Genomic DNA, 17220 nt, shown 5'->3' on the forward strand with positions numbered 1-17220 from the left:
AATACCTGAACGCCGCGGCGGCTTTTTTTGTAACAGCGATGGCCGCCCGAGTCAGCGCGCGACGATTTCGGCCTGGCCGCCGGGCAGGCGTCGCACCGCGACGGGCAGGATGCGCGGCAACGCCGTCAAGAAGGCGTCGGTGTCGGTGGTCTGGAACACGCTGGTCAGACGCAGCGTCTCCAATCCCTGGTGTGGCGCCAGGAGGATGGGCTGCGGGCGGTAGCGCGAGACGTCGCGCACGGCGCTGGCCAAGTCTGTATCGGCAAACACGATCTGACCCTGGCGCCAGGCGAGCGCGGCGGCCACGGGATAGTCCCGGACCTGGCCGGCACGGCCCTCGGCATCGATGCGAACCGCGCTGCCGGCGCGGACGGCAACCGCGGTCTTGTCCGCGCTGCCGGCCACCTCGACCGAGCCCGACTCCACCACGATGCGCAGCTGATCCGCGTCGCGGCTTACGTCAAAACGGGTGCCGGTCACCTTGGCGCTGCCCAGCCCCGCATCCACGACGAAGGGCCGCGCCGCATCCTTTTCCACCGCGAACAGGGCTTCGCCCTCTTGCAGAAGGACCAGGCGCCGGGCTCCGTCGAAACGGACCTCGATCCGGCTGCGGCTGTTCAATTCAGCGGTGGAGCCGTCGGGCAACGTGACGCTGCGGCGTTCTCCTGCAGCCGTACGGTATTCCGTCACGGGATCGGCGTGCTGCCAGAGGCCTAGCGCAATGGCCCCCATCAACGCGCACAGCCCCAGTCCCAGCGCCCGCCGCCGCGCCGGACGTTGCGCGCGTCGGGGTTCCTCCGCCAGCGCGCGCAGCCGGTCCTCGGGCAGGGCGGCCGCCGCCTGCCAGATCGATTCCAGCATCTGGTACTCGGCGGCGTGGCGCGGATCCGCGGCGAGCCAGGCATCGAGCTCGGCCTGCGCAGCGGCACTCCATTCGCCTGAGTGCGCGCGCGCGAACCACCGCGCCGCTGCATTGCGGACGGAATCGACGCCAGCGTCGGACGCCCGGAGCGGATTGTCAGTTCGGGGCATAGGCTCCCAGCCGTTCGCGCAGATGCAGAGCGGTGCGGATCATGTACTTCTCGACCATGTTCTTGCTCAGGCCCATGCGTTCCGCGATCTCCGCTTGCGTCAGGCCTTCCAGGCGCTGCCAGATGAATACCTGGCGGCACTTGAGCGGCAGCTCGGCCAGCGCGGTTTCCAAGGCCAGGCTCAGTTGTTCGGTGCGGACCTGGGCGAGGGGATCGCCCCAGGTGCTGGGATGGCCGGCTATGGTATCAAGCGGTACCCATTCCTGCCCGTCCGTCCGGCGGAAATTGTCCACAGCCATGTTGCGCGCGGCCTGATGCAGATAGGCCCGGGGCTGCGTCACGCGGTCGGGATCGGTTTCCAGGCATTTGACCAGGGCATCGTGCGCGAGATCGCGCGCGGCATCGCGGCAGCCCAACTTCCGGGTCCAGACCGCAAGCAGCTCTTCGTAGTAGGCCAGGAAGCCTTGCGGGCGGGGGGGACGTGATGGCATGGCGCGAGGTCGGGAGGGCTTTCATGATAATGCTTTTTATTTGCATATGAAAGCGAGCCGACGACGCCCCGGTCTTGCGGACAACAACCCAGGTCCTTATGCGGAACCGCGTGGAGGATCTTCAAGCGCCAGCGTGGCTAGCAGGCCGACGATCAGCGCCTGCATGCCCTGGTCCAATTCCACTTCCATCTCGGATTCTTCCGCCGTCCGTTCCGCGTCCACGACCGGCTCCAGCCCGGCGACCGAATACACCGTGTCGGCGACCGCCATGCCGTGAAAGGCCACGGTCGCCAGCAGGATGCGGGACTGCTCCCTTGAAATGCCGTAGGCGCTGGCGATATGGCGCTGTTGCTCGTCGATCTTCGCGAGCATGGACGGCGTGGCCGCCAGCCTGCGGATCACGTACGGCGTGACTCCTGGGTGCGCCTTGACGAACTCCCGCACGGACGCGGCGAACATGGTCAGGTATTCCTTCAGTTCGCCGCGGTCGGTGCTACAGGCTTGCGGTATCTGCCAGCGCTTGAAGATCTCTTCGGCGACCAGGCGTTTGAGTTCCTCCAGGCTGGGCACGTGTTTGTACAGCGCCATATGGCTGACGCCCAGCGCCGCCGCGAGCCCGACGAAAGTGATGTTCGGCAGGCCCATTGCTATGCCTGCATCGGCGATACGTTCCCGGGTGATCGTAGGAGGGCGTCCCCGCGCGGGGCGGCGCTCTGGCGGTGTCATGGCTGTTCCTGGTTGGGTGGCGTCATTCAACCTGCACTTTAACCCGGCCCGATTTATTTAGTTTAGTGTAATGCAACTAATTCGGAAATTTAGTTTATAGTGATGCAAATAATTATCACCAACATCTGGATAAGTTGATTTCATGAGCAGTTCTGAAGCGACCGCAGCCAGACCCGGGAAACCCGGTCCGCTAGGCCTGGTGCTGGCCCCGATACGCAGGCAATTGATGGCCGCCGCAGCGCTGGCCGCGGCGGGCACCATGCTCACCCTGGTGCCGCTGGCGGGAATTGCGCACATTGCCCGTATCGCCCTCGCCGGCGCCGAGCCTTCCGCAGGCGCGCACGCCTGGCCTGGAATCTGGTGGACTGTCATTGCCAGTTTGGCATCCATGTTCGTTGGCATGGCGCTGATCTCGGCCGGCGAATTGACGGCCCATCTGGCCGATAACCGTCTTACGCACCACCTGCGCCTGGCCGCCGCGCAGCGGCTGTCGCAGGTGTCGCTGGGATGGTTCACCGACCGGGCGTCGGGCGAGGTCAAGCAGGCGATGCAGGACGACATCGGCACGCTGCACAGCCTGACCGCGCATTTCTACACGGCGGTTGGGCGCGCCGCGGGCGGCATCGCGATTGCGGTCATCTACCTGTTCGTGCAGGACTGGCGCCTGGCGTTGCTGGCGATGCTGCCGTTCCCCGGCTTCTTCCTGTTCCTGCGCCGGGCCATGAAGGCCGGGGGGGCGAACATGCAGGAGTTTGTCGAACGGCTCGGGCGCCTGAATGGCGCAACGGTCGAGTTCGTGGGCGGCATGCCCGTGGTCAAGGCGTTCGGCGACCCGGGCAAGGCGCATCGCGGCTACCGCGAGGCCGTCGACGCCTTTGCCGCAGCTTTCGCCAGTTTTACTCGTCCGCTGGTGGCGGCGATGGCGCACGCCCATGCAATGATCGCGCCGGTCACCGTGCTGGGCGTGGTGCTGGCCGCGGGCGCCTTGTTCGTCGGGCTGGGCTGGATGGCGCCCGTGGACGTGCTGCCGTTTGCGCTGGTGGCGCCGGGCATATGCGCGCCGGTGCTGTTGCTGCATACGCTGCTGCATGACCTGGGCAGCGCCGTGGGCGCCGCCCAGCGGGTGCAGGCGCTGCTGGAGACTCCGGTACTGGAGCCCCTGGCGCCCGGCCAGGAGCAGATCCCGGAGGGCCATGAAGTCCGGTTCGAGAACGTGGGCTATTCCTATGGCGCGGAGCGCCGGACGCTGTCCGGCATCAGCTTCACCCTGGAACCCGGCACTGTCACCGCCATCGTCGGTCCTTCGGGCGCGGGCAAATCCACGCTGGCGCGGCTGCTGCTGCGATTCTTCGACCCCGATGAAGGGCGTATCACGCTGGGCGGCGCAGATCTTAAGCGAATCGAGAGCGCGCAGCTTTACCGGCGCGTTGGCTTCGTATTGCAGGAAGTGCGCCTGATCCATGCCAGCGTGCGCGACAACATCGCGCTGGGCCGGCCCTCCGCCACCCGGCAAGAGATCGAGGACGCCGCGCGCAGCGCCAGTATCCATGAACGCATCCTGGCGCTACCGCGCGGCTACGATTCGGTGATCGGCGAGGACGCGCAGCTATCCGGCGGCGAACTCCAGCGCGCCAGCATCGCGCGAGCCTTGCTATTGGATCCTCCCGTGCTGGTGCTGGACGAGGCCACGGCCGGGGCCGACGCCGGCAACGAGGCGGCAGTCCAGGGCGCGCTGTCCCGCTTCGCCCGGGGGCGCACGGTGATGGTGATCGCGCACCGGCTGGATACGGTGATGCACGCCGACCGCATTCTCGTCGTCGAGGACGGCGCCATTGTCGAACAAGGCAGACACGAACAGTTGCTCGCGCAAGGCGGCAGCTATGCGCGGCTTTGGGCGCAAGGCGGCTATGAAACTTCCGAGGACAAAGAGGTGGCCGCATGCTGAAGATCTTCATGCTGCTGCTTGGCCAGGACGCATCCGTGCTGCGCCGCTATGGCCGGATGGCCGTGGCCTATGGCGTGCTTTGCGGGCTAACCATTACCGCGCTGGTGCCGCTGCTCGCGCATCTGCTTGCGGCAGACGTGCAGGCTGCCGCCCCGTGGCTGGGCGCGCTGCTGGCCGGCGTAGCGGTCTGCTGGGGCCTGCGGCGCCATGTGGAGCGGGCCGGCGTGCGGGTGGGCGTCGCAATCTTGCAAGACGCCCGCCACCGTCTCGGCGACCATGTGGCGCGCCTGCCCGTGGGCTGGTTCACACCGCAGAACACGGCCCGTCTCGGACACGTCGTCACGCAGGGAATGATGTCCGTGGCCCAGCTCCCCGCGCATGTCTTTACGCCCGTCATCGTCGGGGTGGTGACGCCCGCGGTGCTCGTCGTCGCCCTGTTTGCGCAGCACTGGCTATTGGGCCTGATCGCCTTGGCGGCGCTGCCGCTGCTGGCCGGCGTCCTGGCGCTCACGGCAAGACTGGCGCGGCGCGCGGACGAGGCATTCCAACAGCGCTTCGCCGATGCCAGCCAGCGCATGGTCGAGTTCGCCCAGGCCCAGTCGGTGCTGCGCGCCTTCAATGGCGAGGGCGGGAGCACGCGCTTTCTCGAACAGGCTGTCGAGCGGCAGCGCCAGTCCGGAGCTCGGCTGATCTGGCTGTCGGCCGGGGCGGCCGTTCTCAACCTCGCGGCCGTGCAGGCCGTCTTTGCCGTCCTGCTGGCCGCCGCGGCCTGGTGGCTCGACGGCATCCTGGGTAGACCGTTGGCGCCTGGACAGATCGTGGCCGCGATCGTCGCGCTTCTGCTCGCGGTCCGCTACATCGATTCGTTGCTGGAGGTGGCCGGCTATGGAGAGGTGCTGCGCGGCGCGCGCGGACAACTCGATGCCATCGAAGCGCTGTACGCCGTGCAGCCGCTGCCCGAGCCCGACGCGCCACTGGAACCGCGCGATGCGTCGATCGAATTGCGCAATGTGCATTTCCGCTACGCGGAGAGCGAGCCGGAGGTACTGCGAGGCGTGGATCTGCGCATCGAACCGGGCAGCATGATTGCCCTGGTCGGCGCATCCGGTTCGGGCAAGACCACGCTGGCGCGCCTGATCGCGCGCTTCTTCGACGTGAACCAGGGCAGCGTGCTGGTTGGCGGCGTGGACGTGCGGCAGATTTCCAGCTCGAGGCTGGCCGGCCAGATCAGCCAGGTCTTCCAGGACAACTACCTGTTCACGGGATCCATCGCCGACAACATCCGCGCCGGCAGGCCGGACTGCAGCGATGCCGAGTTGATGGAAGCCGCAAGCCAGGCCGGCTTGGACTGCGTCGCCGCGCGCCTGCCGCAAGGGCTGGACACGCAGGTAGGCGAGGGCGGCGCGCGCCTGTCCGGCGGCGAACGCCAACGCATCGCCGTCGCGCGTGCGCTGCTCAACAATGCCCCCATTATGCTGGTGGACGAGGCGACCGCGGCGCTGGATACGGAGAACCAGGCCATCATCACCGGCACTCTGGCGCGCCTGCGCGGGGAGCGCACGCTCGTGGTGATCGCGCATCAGCTTTCTACCGTGGCGATGGCCGACCAGATCGTCGTGCTTGAGGACGGACGGATCGCCGAGCAAGGCACGCCCGCGGCGCTGCGTGAGAGCCAGGGGCTATACGCGCAATTCCTGGATCAGCGCAAGGCCGCCCGCGGCTGGCGCATTGCAGGGGCGCGCTCCTGATGCGTGTCAGCCTGGTCGGTCTGTTCATCGTGCTTTGCGGCGCGTCGCTGCTGGTGGGCGCGCGCCAGATCGCCTGGCCGCAGCTGTTCTCGCTATCGGGCGATGCGTGGCTCACCTTGACCGCAAGCCGGCTACCGCGCCTGGCGGCGCTGGTGCTGACAGGCATCGGCCTGGCCGTGTGCGGCGTGATCCTGCAGCACATCGTGCGCAACAAATTCGTCGAGCCGGCAACGTCGGGCGGACTGGATGCGGCCAAACTCGGCATCCTGGTGTCGATGCTGTCGATGCCTGCCGCCGGGCCGGCTGCACGGATGCTATTCGCGCTGGGCTTCTGCTTCGCGGCCAACCTGGTCTTCGTCGCCGTCGTCCGCCGCGTCAAATTCAAGAATACGGTGCTCGTGCCGGTCATGGGTCTGATGTATGGCGGCGTGCTGAGCGCCCTGGCGGAGTTCTACGCGTATCGCAACAACATCATGCAGAGCATGCAGGGTTGGCTGCTGGGCGACTTCTCCAGGATCGTGCAGGGCAACTACGAGATCATTTACCTCATCCTGCCTATCGTTGCGCTGACCTATCTCTACGCGCACCGCTTCACCGTCCTGGGCATGGGTGAAGGCATGGCGGCGAGCCTGGGCCTGAACTATCCGGCTACCGTCGCGCTGGGGCTGATCCTGGTGGCCGTCACCGTGTCCGCCACGGTCATTACCGTCGGGGCAATCCCTTTCGTGGGGCTGGTCATCCCCAATCTGGTCGCGCTGCGCTCTGGCGACAACCTGAGCCGCACCTTGCCCATCGTCGCGCTGGGAGGCGCTACGCTGCTGCTGGCCTGCGACATCCTGGGCCGCCTTCTGATCTACCCATTTGAGGTGCCCATCGGCCTCACCGCGGGTGGCGTGGGTGGCATCCTGTTCCTCGTGCTGATCTTCTGGAGGCACCGGTGATGCGCGCGCTTCCCCGGCATACGGTATGGGTGGCGGTCATCGCGTTGGCCGTGGTTTTCCTGCTGTTCCGTTCCAACCTGGACTTCGACTACATCATTCCCAGGCGGCTTGCCCGGCTTGCGGCCATGCTTATCGGTGGCGTCTGCATTGCGTGGTCCTCCATCGTGTTCCAGACCATCACCGGCAACCGGATCCTGACGCCGTCCATCATGGGCTATGAAGCCGTCTACCTGTTGCTGCAATCCCTGATGATCCTGGCCATGGGGGCCCAGAGCCTGGTCCTGCTGGGCGCAAACGGGCACTTCTCCCTGTCCGTGCTGCTGATGCTGGGCTATTCGTGGATCATCCAACGCTGGCTATTCCGCGATGGCAGGCAGAACGTGTACTTCCTGCTGCTGGTGGGACTGGTGCTGACGATGGTGATCGGCACCTTTACGCAGTTCGTGCAGTTGAAGACCAGCCCTGGCGAATTCTCCATTTTGCTTGGCTTTACCCAGGCTTCCTTCAACAAGGCGGAATCCGGCCAGTTGCTGGTTTCCGCGATCGCCGTCGCGGCGGTGTGCCTGGCCGGCATCAAGACCCTGCCGACGCTGGACGTGATCTCGCTGGGACGCGACCAGGCCATCTCCCTGGGTGTGGACTATCAGCGCGCCTTGCGGCTGCATCTGGCGCTGATTGCGGTGCTGGTCGCAGTGTCGACCAGCCTGCTGGGACCCACCGCCTTCATGGGCATCTTCGTCGCCAACACTGCCTATGCCCTGACGCGCACGCGCCGGCATCGAGCTACGCTGCCCGCCGGCTGCGCGATCGCGGTCGGCATTTTCATCCTGGCGCAGCTTGCGGTTGAACATCTCTTCAACTATCGAACCAGCGTCGGCATCCTGGTCAACCTGGTTTGCGGCGCCTGGTTCCTGGCGCTGATGGCACGCTCGCGGGGCACCGCATGATCACGATCAAGAATCTCTCGAAAAGTTATGGGCCGAAGACGGTTCTGCGCGATGTCAGCGTGCAGTTTCCCGCTGGGCGGCTGACCTCGCTCATCGGCCCCAATGGCGCGGGCAAGACCACATTGCTGATGATGGCCGCGCGGCTGCTGGAACCCAGCCAGGGAGAGATCTTGATCGAGGGCGCCAGGGTGTCGGACATCCGTATCGGGGATTACGCCAAGCGCGTGGCCACGTTGCGTCAATCGCCCGATTTCAACCTGCGGCTGACGGTGGAGGAGCTCGTCGCCTTCGGACGGTTTCCATACAGCCGCGGCGCGTTGACACAGGAAGACCGCCGCGTGATCGGCGAGGCCATTGCATTCCTCTCGTTGGAACCGCTGCGCGCGGCCTATCTCGACGAACTCAGCGGCGGGCAGCGCCAGATGGCGTTCCTGGCCATGACGATCGCCCAGCAGACGGATTGCCTGCTGCTCGACGAGCCTTTGAACAACCTCGATATCAAGCATGCCGTTCAGATCATGCGCGCGCTACGCCGCCTGTGCGATGAGCACGGCCGCACGGTAATCCTGGTGGTGCACGACATCAATTTCGCGGCCAGCTATTCCGACCACATCGTCGCAATGAAGCGCGGCGTGGTGCATCGCGCGGGGACCGTACCGCAAGTCGTGACCGCGGATCAGCTGGGGGAACTGTACGGACTGGATTTCGAGATTATGCAAGGCGACCGCGGGCGCCTGTGCAACTACTTCAATCCCCCTGGAGAACTGAAATGATCACCAAACACAGGCCCTGGGCGCCGGCCCTGGTGTTGGCCGCAATGGTCGCCCTACAGGGCTGCGGCCAGGAAGCCGCCAAACCACCCCAGGCAGCGGGAGAGCCGGCGGGGAGTTCTTCCTCCCGGCAGCCCTATGCCAGCATCACCGTCCAGCACAAGCTGGGAACGACCGTCATCGAGAAGCTGCCACGGCGCGTGGTGGCGCTGGACATGAACGAAGTCGATAACCTGGACGAGCTCGGCGTCCAGGTTGTCGGCATGCCCAAGGACTTCGTGCCTCACTTTCTGGCCAAGTACCGGCACGCGGTCGACGTGCAGGACATGGGGGCGATTGTCCAGCCCAACCTGGAGCGGGTGCACGCGGCCAAACCCGATCTGATCCTGATTACCTCGCTGCAGGCGAACCACTACAAGGAGCTCAGCGAGATCGCGCCCACGATCCATTTCGACGTGGATTATCGGGACAGTCAGGCAAACCACATCGAGGTCATCAAGGACCATCTCCTGACGCTGGGCCGGATCTTCGAAAAGGAAGATCTCGCCCGTCAGCAGGTGGCGGAGCTGGATGCAAAGGTCCGCCAGGCAAAAGAACTTGTGCACGGCCGTCCCGAGACGGCGCTCGTCGTGCTGCACAACAACGGCGCTTTCAGCGCCTTTGGCGAGCAGTCCCGCTACGGCTTTGTCTTCAAGACCCTTGGCGTCAAGTCCGCCAGCCCCGCAGCCGACTCCGGACTGCACGGCCAGCCCATTTCCAGCGAGTTCATCCAGCAGGCCAACCCCGGCATTCTGTATGTGGTGGATCGCACGGCGGTGATGGAGCGCCGGCCCGTCCTCAACGCCGAGACGCTGGGCAACCCGCTCTTGCGGCAGACAGCGGCCTGGAAGAACGGCCGCGTGGTCTTTGCCGATGCCGAGGCCTGGTATGTCACGGCCGCCAGCGTGAGTTCGCTGAAGCTGATCATCGACGACGTCATCAAGGCCTATCAGCACTGATATCAGTGCCGGGATCGGGGGAAGTTGCCGGTCCATATGTAAATGATTCCCAGTCGCCTGATATGGCAGGCGACCCATCGCTCAACCGAACGGAGCATTCCATGAGCAAACGTCGCCATCGCGGCCGCGTCGCACGTCCTTCATCGCACGCCAGCCACGCACACCCCATCTTTTCCCCCAACCATCTGGCCGCGGCCTTGTTCGGACTGACGCTGGGCGCCGCTCCTTCCGCCTGGGCCCAGGAAGCTGCCGAGGCCGCGGTCAAAACCCTGCCGACGGTGACGGTCACGGGGCAGGCCGAAGCGCCGGCCACGCCCTATGCCGGCGGACAGGTTACCTATGGCGGGCGTGTGGGCTTCCTGGGTGACAAGGATTCCATGGAGACGCCGTTTTCCGTCATCAGCTACACGGAAAAGTACATCGAGGACCTGCAGGCGCAGGACATCACTGACGTGATCGCCCGGACCGATCCTTCGGTATTCAGCAACGGCGTGACGGGGGCATGGAGCGAGAACTACTCGATCCGTGGCTTCAGTTCCAGCACCACCGACATATCCTTTGGCGGGCTGTTCGGCATGGCGCCGTACTACCGGACCACGCCGGAAATGTTCGAGCGCATCGAAGTGCTTAAAGGTCCGTCGGCTTTGCTCAATGGCATGCCGCCAGGCGGTTCCGTCGGCGGTACCGTCAACCTGGTGCCCAAGCGTGCGGGCGCGGAGCCCCTGACGCGCTTGACCGCGACCTACATGTCCGATTCGCAGTTCGGCGGACACCTGGACCTGGGACGGCGCTTTGGCGAGAACCAGCAGTTCGGCCTGCGCTTCAATGGCGTCTACAGGGATGGCGACGGCCCGGTCGATAACCAGAAGAAGAAGGCGCAGCTGGCTGCGCTGGGCCTGGACTGGCGCGGCGAACGGGCGCGCATTTCCATTGACATGTACGACAGCGATGAGCGCGTGGACGGCGTGACCCGCGGCATCAACCTGGCGCCCGGCATCGGCGTGCCCAAGCCGCCCAAGCCTGAAACCCTGTTGAATCCGGACTGGGCCTATGTGAAGAACCAGGACAGGGCCGCCATGATCCGCGGCGAGTTCGACGTCAGCGACAACTTGATGGCCTACGCCGCCATAGGCAAGAGCCGGTCCGAGTACACCTACAATGGCGCCATGGTGGCGCAGGTGTTCAACGAGGCGGGCGACTATCGCACCTCGATGGGCCAGCTGAACATGAACGTGAAGAAAACGTCGGGCGAGGCCGGCTTGCGCGGCAAGCTGCAGACCGGCGGCATCAAGCACCAGTGGGTGCTGAACGCCACCTACTATTCGGACAACCAGCGGGACTATGGCCGCAGAACGGTGCCTGGGGCGGATTGGGTGACCAACATCTACCACCCGGTCTGGGGGCCGGCTCCCGACACCAGCTGGCCGCCGATACTGCATAGCAAGACGCGCCTGGTCAGTTACGGCCTGGCGGACACCTTGTCTTTCGCAGAGGACCGGGTGCAGCTGACGCTGGGCGCGCGGCGGCAGGAAGTCCGTACCGATAGCTACAGCGTTACGACCGGGGCGCGGACCAGCCGCTACGACGCCAGCGCAACGACGCCCGCCGCCGCGCTGCTGATCAAGGCGACCGACAATATTTCGGTCTACGCCAACTACATCGAAGGCTTGAGCAAGGGCCAGACGGCACCGGTCACCGCGGCCAATGCGGGGCAGCTGTTCCCGCCGTACAAGACCAAGCAGACAGAAGTCGGCGTCAAGGTCGATCTGGGGGACTTCTCTCATACCGTCAGCCTGTTCGAGATAAAACGGCCCAGCAGCTACACGGACCCTGTCACCAACGTTTTCTCGTTCGGCGGCGAGCAGCGTAACCAGGGCGTGGAATGGGGCTTCTTCGGCGAGCCGATGCGCGGCGTGCGCCTGATGGGAGGGGTGGCGTACATCGATCCCAAGGTAACGAAGACCGCCATCGCCGCCAACGAGGGCAAGCAGGCCACCGGCATCCCCAAGCTCCAGGGCAAGCTGGGCGTGGAGTGGGATGTGCCGGCGGTGCGGGGCCTGACGTTGACAGCCAACGCGACCGCCGTGTCCAAGCAGTACATCAGCGCCGACAATTCGCTATCGGTGGCGGGACGGACGACCTACGACGTGGGCGCGCGCTACGCAACCAAGGTGGCCGACCGCCCGATCGTGCTGCGGGCGGCCGTCAACAATCTGACGAACAAAGCCTATTGGGGCATGCCGCAGTTGTCGAGCCTGGCCCTGGGCGCGCCGCGCACTTTCATGCTTTCCGCCTCGATGGATTTCTAAGCGTGTCGCCGCATGGCGGATGGCTGTGCCGCCCGCCTCAGGCTTCTATCGTCACGATATCCCCGGCGTGCCGCGCGTACTCCAGCGCGTAGGCCATTTCGCTGCGGGTCTGCGCATGGAGAAAGAGCCAGGGTTGCCCGCGCGCCACCTCGTCGCCCAGTCGTGCGTGCAGGGACACTCCCGCGGCGGGCCGTTCCGGTGCGCCGGCCAGCTTGGCCAGGCGTGAAAGCTTGCGGTTGTCGATATGGGTGACGCGGCCGGCCTGCAGCGCGGCCAAGGGTTCGACGTGGGCAGCTCGGGGCGGCTCGCGCAGCCCGCCCTGGGCGGCGCAGATTCGTCTGAATTTTTCCCAGGCGAGGCCGCTGTCCAAAGTCCGCAGGGCCAGGGCAATGCCTTGTCCGGCCGGCGCCGCACCGCCGACTTCCAGCACGGCGCCCGCCACGAGGGCGGCGCGTTCGCGCAGGTCTTGCGGCTGGTCCGCTTCGTTGCGCAGGACGGCAAGGACGTCGCGGGCTTCCAAGGCCGGACCGATGCCGCGGCCCACGGGTTGGCTGCCGTCGGTGTACAGGCAGCGCAAAGTCAGCCCGAAATGAGCGGCCGTTTCTATCAGATGCCCGGCGAGGCGCTCGCCCGCCTCGCGGCTGCGGATCTTGGCCGTGGGACCTACCGGTATGTCGATCACGACATGCGTGGCGCCGGCTGCGATCTTCTTGGACAGCACCGAGGCGATCAACTGGCCTTCGGTGTCGATGTCGAGTTCGCGCTCCACGCGCACGAAAATGTCATCGGCCGGGCTCAGGTGCATGGCGCCGCCCCAGGCGATGCAGCCGCCCTCGGCCTGCACGACCTGCTGCAGTCGTTCGATACCCAGCTCCACCGGTGCCAGCATCTCCATGGTGTCCGCGGTACCCGCGGGCGAGGTGATCGCGCGCGACGAGGTCTTGGGCATGACCAGGCCATTGGCGGCGGCGATGGCGACCACCAGCGGCGTGGTGCGGTTGCCGGGCAGTCCACCCACGCAATGCTTGTCCACCACGATGGGGGCTTGCCAGCTCAGGCGGTCGCCGACCTCGACCATGGCCTTGGTCAGGAAAATGGTCTCGTCGATGCTCAGCGGCAGGGTGGCCGTGGCGGTCAGGAAAGCCGACAAGTGCACGTCCGTGTAGCGGCCGCGCACGACGTCGCGGACGATGGCGGCCAGATCTTCCTCGCCCAGGCGGCGTCCGTAGATGCGCTGGCGCACGCCGGCCAGGGATTCGAGCACCGGCGGGTGCCGCACGTGCACGCTGTCGCCGTCGCGGATGCCCAAGGCATCCCAGGCTTCCTCGGACAGCGCCACTTCGTCCAGCGCCAGCAGGTCGCTGTCGATCTGGTACAGCTGAGCCTGGACTTCATGGCCATTGGATGTGATCAGGACCTGCGAGCGGGAAGCCAGTCCCTCGGACCGGCAGACGTGGCAGTCCGCGCGCATCAGCGCGATGGGCTGGTGCTGCGCATGCAGACGCATGCGCGTGGCGCGCAGCGCGGGCGGCTTCAATTCGGGAATGCTGCTCACAGCTCGTACCTCTGGTCCTGCAGCGGCACGGTGGCATGCCAGTTCAGTTCGCGCTCGATGCGTTCGCGCAGCGCTTCGGAGGCTTCGGGTTCGCCATGGACGATAAAGACCCGACGGGGAGCCTCATGGAATCCGGACAGCCAGCGCATCAGTTCATCGCTGTCCGCGTGGGCCGACAGCATGGGCAGTTCGGCCACCTCGGCATTGATAGGGGTCCACTGGCCGTAGATCTTGGTTTCCGTGGCGCCGTTGAGCAGCTTGCGGCCGCGCGTGCCCGCGGCCTGGAAGCCGGAGAAGAGCAGGGTGTTGCGATGGTCTGTGCCAAAGGCGGCGATATGGTGCAGCACCCGGCCGCCGGTTGCCATGCCGCTGGCCGAGATGATGACCTTGGGATAGCGGTTGGCGGACAGCGCCTTGGATTCCTCGACGTCGCGCACGTAGGTCACGGCGGAGCAGGCCGCCTCGTATTCGCGCGCAGACAACTTGTGCTCTGCGGCGTGACGGTCCAGCAGTTCAGTGGCGCTGGTTGCCATGGGGCTGTCCAGGTAGACCGGAATGTTCTGCAGCCTGCCCGCCTGACGCAGCTTCCAGAGCGCATGGATCAGGGTCTGCGCCCGGCCGACTGCAAACGCGGGTATGACGACGGTGCCGCCGCGCTGCACAGTGCGCTCGATGATGGCGCCCAGGGCTTCAATGGGGTCGGCCGGATCGTGGCGCCGATTGCCGTAGGTGGATTCGATGACGATGTAGTCGGCCCGTGGCACGGGTTCGGGATCATGCATGACCGGATCGTTGTAGCGCCCCAGGTCGCCGGAGAACACCACGCGCATGCCGCCGATGTCGACCTGCGCGGTCGTCGCGCCCAGGATGTGGCCGGCGCGGCGCAGCGTGAGTTTCGCGCCGCCTGGCAGGACGGTTTCCTGGTGCAGCGCCACGTCGGAAAAACGCGCCAGCGCGCGCTCGGCGTCGACCACGCGGTAGAGCGGCAACGCCGGCTTGTGCTTCGAGAAACCCTTGCGGTTGGCGAAGTCCGCGTCTTTTTCCTGCAGATTGGCGCTGTCCAGCAGGATCAGCTCGGCCACGTCGCGCGTTGCGGGCGTGGCGTGGATCTTGCCCTTGAAGCCCTCTACCACCAGCCGTGGCAAGTAGCCGCAATGATCGAGGTGGGCATGCGTCAAGACCACCGCATCGATATCGGCGGGCGCCAATGGCAGACGCTGCCAGTTGAGTTCCCGCAGGTTCTTCAGGCCCTGGAACAGGCCGCAGTCAATCAGCAGGTGGGTATCTGCGTGGCTCAGCAGGTGTTTGGATCCTGTGACGGTGCCGGCTCCGCCCAGGCAGGTGAGTGCGAGCATGGTTTTCCTTGTGCGGCTTCAGAGTGGATGGGCGAGGTCGGCGGGATTGCCTCTGCCGTCGATAGCCAGCAGCCTCGGCGTATCGAGCACGTCCTCGCGGCGCCAGCCGGCGACGGCAGCCGCGGCGTCGACGGCATGGGCCCAAGTGCAGCGGTTGGCGAACAGCATGCCGGGCACGTCCAGCGTGCCGCCCCGGCTGATGTAGCCCAACGCCCGGGTGAGCGCCGGTCCGCCGTCCAGGCGGCGTAGGACGCCCAGCATGGGTTCCGGACGCGTGTGGCACAACAGCACGCGCGGCATGCCGGGCGGGAAGAGCGCGTGCACGGCGGCGTCGGACAGGACAAAGGCGGATTCGAGGTCATCGCGCGGTACGCGCAGGCGGCCGGGCTCCAGTACCACCGACACGCAGCACTCATGGCCCAGACGCGCCAGATGGGCGCGGGCCTTCAGCGCTTCTTCAAGCTGGTAGGCGCCAATGGCGACGAACTGCAGTGCGCTGGCCGTCGGATCGCCCGCGATGTGGGCCGCGCCCTGTTCGACCAGCGTTTGCGCCGTTTGAGCATCGAAGCGCTGCGCGCTGTCGCGCTTGGATACGACCATGCAGGCGACCTGGGCGCGCTGCGCATAGACGGCGCGCAGCGCCGCGGCGGCGCTGTTGCCGTCCACCGGGAAAAGCACGCGGGACGTATCCGACATTTCCCCCAGCAAGGCCTCGCCGATGGTGGGATCCTGATGCGACTGCTCGTTCTTGGCGTTCTCCCAGGTGTGGGAAGTGACCACCAGCGGCACCGACAGCCAGCCCGGCGCCTGCCCAAGCTCTTTCTGGCGGCGGGCAAAGATGATCTCCTGGCGCAGCAGCCCCAGCATCTTCACGGCGAAGGCTTCGTAGCTCACGATGAGATTCAGGCCGGCCTTGTTCGCCAGTGCGGCGGCAGCCACGGCTTCTTCGTTCAGCGCAGTGATGACGGCGCCATGCCGGTCTTCGGCGACGCCGGCCTCGGGATGATCGACGCGATGTTTCAGCAATGCCAGCGTGCCGCCCATCTTGTTGCTGGCGAGTTCGTCCGGGTTGCCGATGCGCACCCGCAGGCGAGGATTGGCGCGCACCAGTTCCACGAACCAGCGGTCCAGCGCGGCCATGGCGCTGCCCTGGGAGCCCGCGGCCTCCCAGGCGGGCTCGGGCAGGGCCGGCGCTTCAGGGTGCCGGTGCGCCATGGGATGCCCGCTTTCCAGCGGGCGTTGCTGTGCAGCGTGATTGGCCAGCGCGGCCAGCGCCGCGTCCAGGTCGGGCCCAGGGACGAATAGCCGGGCCGCGCTGGCGTTGAACGCTGCGCGGGCTGCGCTGTCCGTGTGAGGGTTGTCGCCTAGGGGCAGGTTGTGCGCGGCGTTGGTGCCCGCGCCGGGAAAGCCGAATCCCTTCTCGGTTTCGGCGATGACGTAGGGCAGCCGGGCGGGATATTGAAAATCCGCCGCCGCGAGCTTGTCGGCCAGATCCTCTTCGGCAGCCAGGATGGCCCCGGCGATGGCGGCTGGATCGCGGCCGTCGACGATGAGCGGATCGAAGCCATTGTGCCGCAGGTCCTCGGCCAGCCAGTGCGCGCCGCCTTCCTGCACGATCTGCGTGCGCTGCTCGATGCGGCGTCCGTTCAGGATCATGACGGGCACGGCCTGGCCGCAGTCCTCGGCGCGCCACCAGCGTGTAGCCCAGTCCGAGCCGCGCTGTTCCTCGAAGGCGCCGTCGCTCAGGAAGGCCACCAGGCTTTCGCCCGGCAGCGGCATGTGCACGTATTGCAGGCCGGCGAATCCCAGGTAGCCGCCTTCGGACACGGCGCCCGCGGTATTGGGGCCGGCATGGCTGCCCAACGGCGCGGCAGGCAGTCCCCGCGCGTCGATGGCGTAGGAATAGAAGTCCGTGATCAGCCGTGCCAGTCCCGCCTCGCTGCGATCGTAGCGGCCGCGCTGGGCAGGCGAGACGTCGCCGGTCAAGGCGTTGACGGCCTCGATGGCGGCCACGCAATGTCCCTGGCCCATCAGCCAGCCGCGGGTCTTGCCCGTCAACGCATTGGCCAGCAGATAGGCGACGAAGGCGGGCACCATATTCAGCGAGCCGCCGGTATGGCCTTCGGGATTGGGCTTGAAGTCATCGGCGGATAGTGAAGCGCCGTCCAGGGCGATGCGGCGCGCATAGGTCATGTGCGCCACGACGTTCATCGCCGCGCAGCAGAGCCTGTCGGCGGCGGCCAGCATGGCGTAGGCCTCGTCCTGGTGGGCAAGGCGGCCGCTGGCGGCAAGCCGCCGCACCAGCGCGTCGACGCGCTCGACGGTGTCGGCGCGGTGTTGGATCGGGCCATGGCCGGAAAGCCAATGCTCGCGGAGCGTCATCGCGGGTTCCTTTGAAATCGGG

General features: G+C 66.4%; 13 protein-coding genes. 7 read left to right on the forward strand and 6 right to left on the reverse strand.

Translation table 11 applies throughout. The features are described from left to right. Window positions 1-51: 51 nt before the first annotated feature. From VCS63_RS18640 to VCS63_RS18650, 3 genes are all read right to left on the reverse strand, one after another. A complete protein-coding gene (locus VCS63_RS18640; protein ID WP_323880667.1) occupies window positions 52-1032 on the reverse strand; it encodes a FecR family protein in 981 nt (326 codons plus the stop codon). Then, on the reverse strand, window positions 1019-1522 hold the full coding sequence (locus VCS63_RS18645) for a sigma-70 family RNA polymerase sigma factor (RefSeq protein WP_042794992.1): 504 nt from the start codon (window positions 1520-1522) through the stop codon (window positions 1019-1021). Before VCS63_RS18645 ends, VCS63_RS18640 begins: the two co-directional genes overlap by 14 nt. 96 nt (window positions 1523-1618) lie before the next feature. Beyond that, the gene (locus tag VCS63_RS18650; RefSeq protein ID WP_254604462.1) at window positions 1619-2167 is read right to left on the reverse strand and encodes a TetR/AcrR family transcriptional regulator; all 549 of its coding nucleotides are present in this window, start codon (window positions 2165-2167) and stop codon (window positions 1619-1621) included. 223 nt (window positions 2168-2390) lie between these two features. On the opposite strand from VCS63_RS18650, the gene VCS63_RS18655 reads away from it, so the two are divergent. From VCS63_RS18655 to VCS63_RS18685, 7 genes are all read left to right on the forward strand, one after another. Beyond that, window positions 2391-4193, forward strand: coding sequence for an ABC transporter ATP-binding protein (locus tag VCS63_RS18655; RefSeq protein ID WP_323880669.1), 1803 nt, complete (start codon window positions 2391-2393; stop codon window positions 4191-4193). Beyond that, a complete protein-coding gene (locus VCS63_RS18660; protein ID WP_323880671.1) occupies window positions 4187-5941 on the forward strand; it encodes an ABC transporter ATP-binding protein in 1755 nt (584 codons plus the stop codon). The genes VCS63_RS18655 and VCS63_RS18660 overlap by 7 nt, the downstream gene beginning before the upstream one ends. Beyond that, complete coding sequence (locus VCS63_RS18665; protein ID WP_112966216.1) at window positions 5941-6882, forward strand: ABC transporter permease; 942 nt, start codon at window positions 5941-5943, stop codon at window positions 6880-6882. Before VCS63_RS18660 ends, VCS63_RS18665 begins: the two co-directional genes overlap by 1 nt. Beyond that, window positions 6882-7829, forward strand: a complete 948-nt coding sequence (locus tag VCS63_RS18670; protein WP_323880673.1) for an iron chelate uptake ABC transporter family permease subunit — start codon at window positions 6882-6884, stop codon at window positions 7827-7829. The genes VCS63_RS18665 and VCS63_RS18670 overlap by 1 nt, the downstream gene beginning before the upstream one ends. Further along, window positions 7826-8602, forward strand: coding sequence for an ABC transporter ATP-binding protein (locus VCS63_RS18675; protein WP_063640150.1), 777 nt, complete (start codon window positions 7826-7828; stop codon window positions 8600-8602). Before VCS63_RS18670 ends, VCS63_RS18675 begins: the two co-directional genes overlap by 4 nt. Further along, window positions 8599-9597, forward strand: a complete 999-nt coding sequence (locus VCS63_RS18680; RefSeq protein WP_112966214.1) for a siderophore ABC transporter substrate-binding protein — start codon at window positions 8599-8601, stop codon at window positions 9595-9597. Before VCS63_RS18675 ends, VCS63_RS18680 begins: the two co-directional genes overlap by 4 nt. Window positions 9598-9698: 101 nt before the next feature. After that, window positions 9699-11906: a TonB-dependent siderophore receptor gene (locus tag VCS63_RS18685; protein WP_323880675.1), complete on the forward strand. Its 2208-nt coding sequence runs from the start codon at window positions 9699-9701 to the stop codon at window positions 11904-11906. A 37-nt stretch (window positions 11907-11943) separates the two neighbouring features. Here the strand turns inward: VCS63_RS18685 and VCS63_RS18690 are convergent, their stop codons facing one another. Genes VCS63_RS18690 through VCS63_RS18700 form a run of 3 tightly spaced genes read right to left on the reverse strand, consistent with a single transcriptional unit; the run spans window position 11944 to window position 17198 of the window. After that, the gene (locus VCS63_RS18690) at window positions 11944-13461 is read right to left on the reverse strand and encodes a thymidine phosphorylase family protein (protein WP_238914165.1); all 1518 of its coding nucleotides are present in this window, start codon (window positions 13459-13461) and stop codon (window positions 11944-11946) included. Further along, on the reverse strand, window positions 13458-14816 hold the full coding sequence (locus VCS63_RS18695) for an MBL fold metallo-hydrolase RNA specificity domain-containing protein (protein WP_042794983.1): 1359 nt from the start codon (window positions 14814-14816) through the stop codon (window positions 13458-13460). The genes VCS63_RS18690 and VCS63_RS18695 overlap by 4 nt, the downstream gene beginning before the upstream one ends. An 18-nt stretch (window positions 14817-14834) precedes the next feature. Beyond that, window positions 14835-17198: a xylulose 5-phosphate 3-epimerase gene (locus VCS63_RS18700; RefSeq protein WP_323880677.1), complete on the reverse strand. Its 2364-nt coding sequence runs from the start codon at window positions 17196-17198 to the stop codon at window positions 14835-14837. Window positions 17199-17220: the final 22 nt, after the last annotated feature.

Source organism: Achromobacter sp. D10, from assembly GCF_035282245.1.
In the GTDB taxonomy this organism is placed as follows: Bacteria; Pseudomonadota; Gammaproteobacteria; order Burkholderiales; family Burkholderiaceae_B; genus Achromobacter; species Achromobacter insolitus.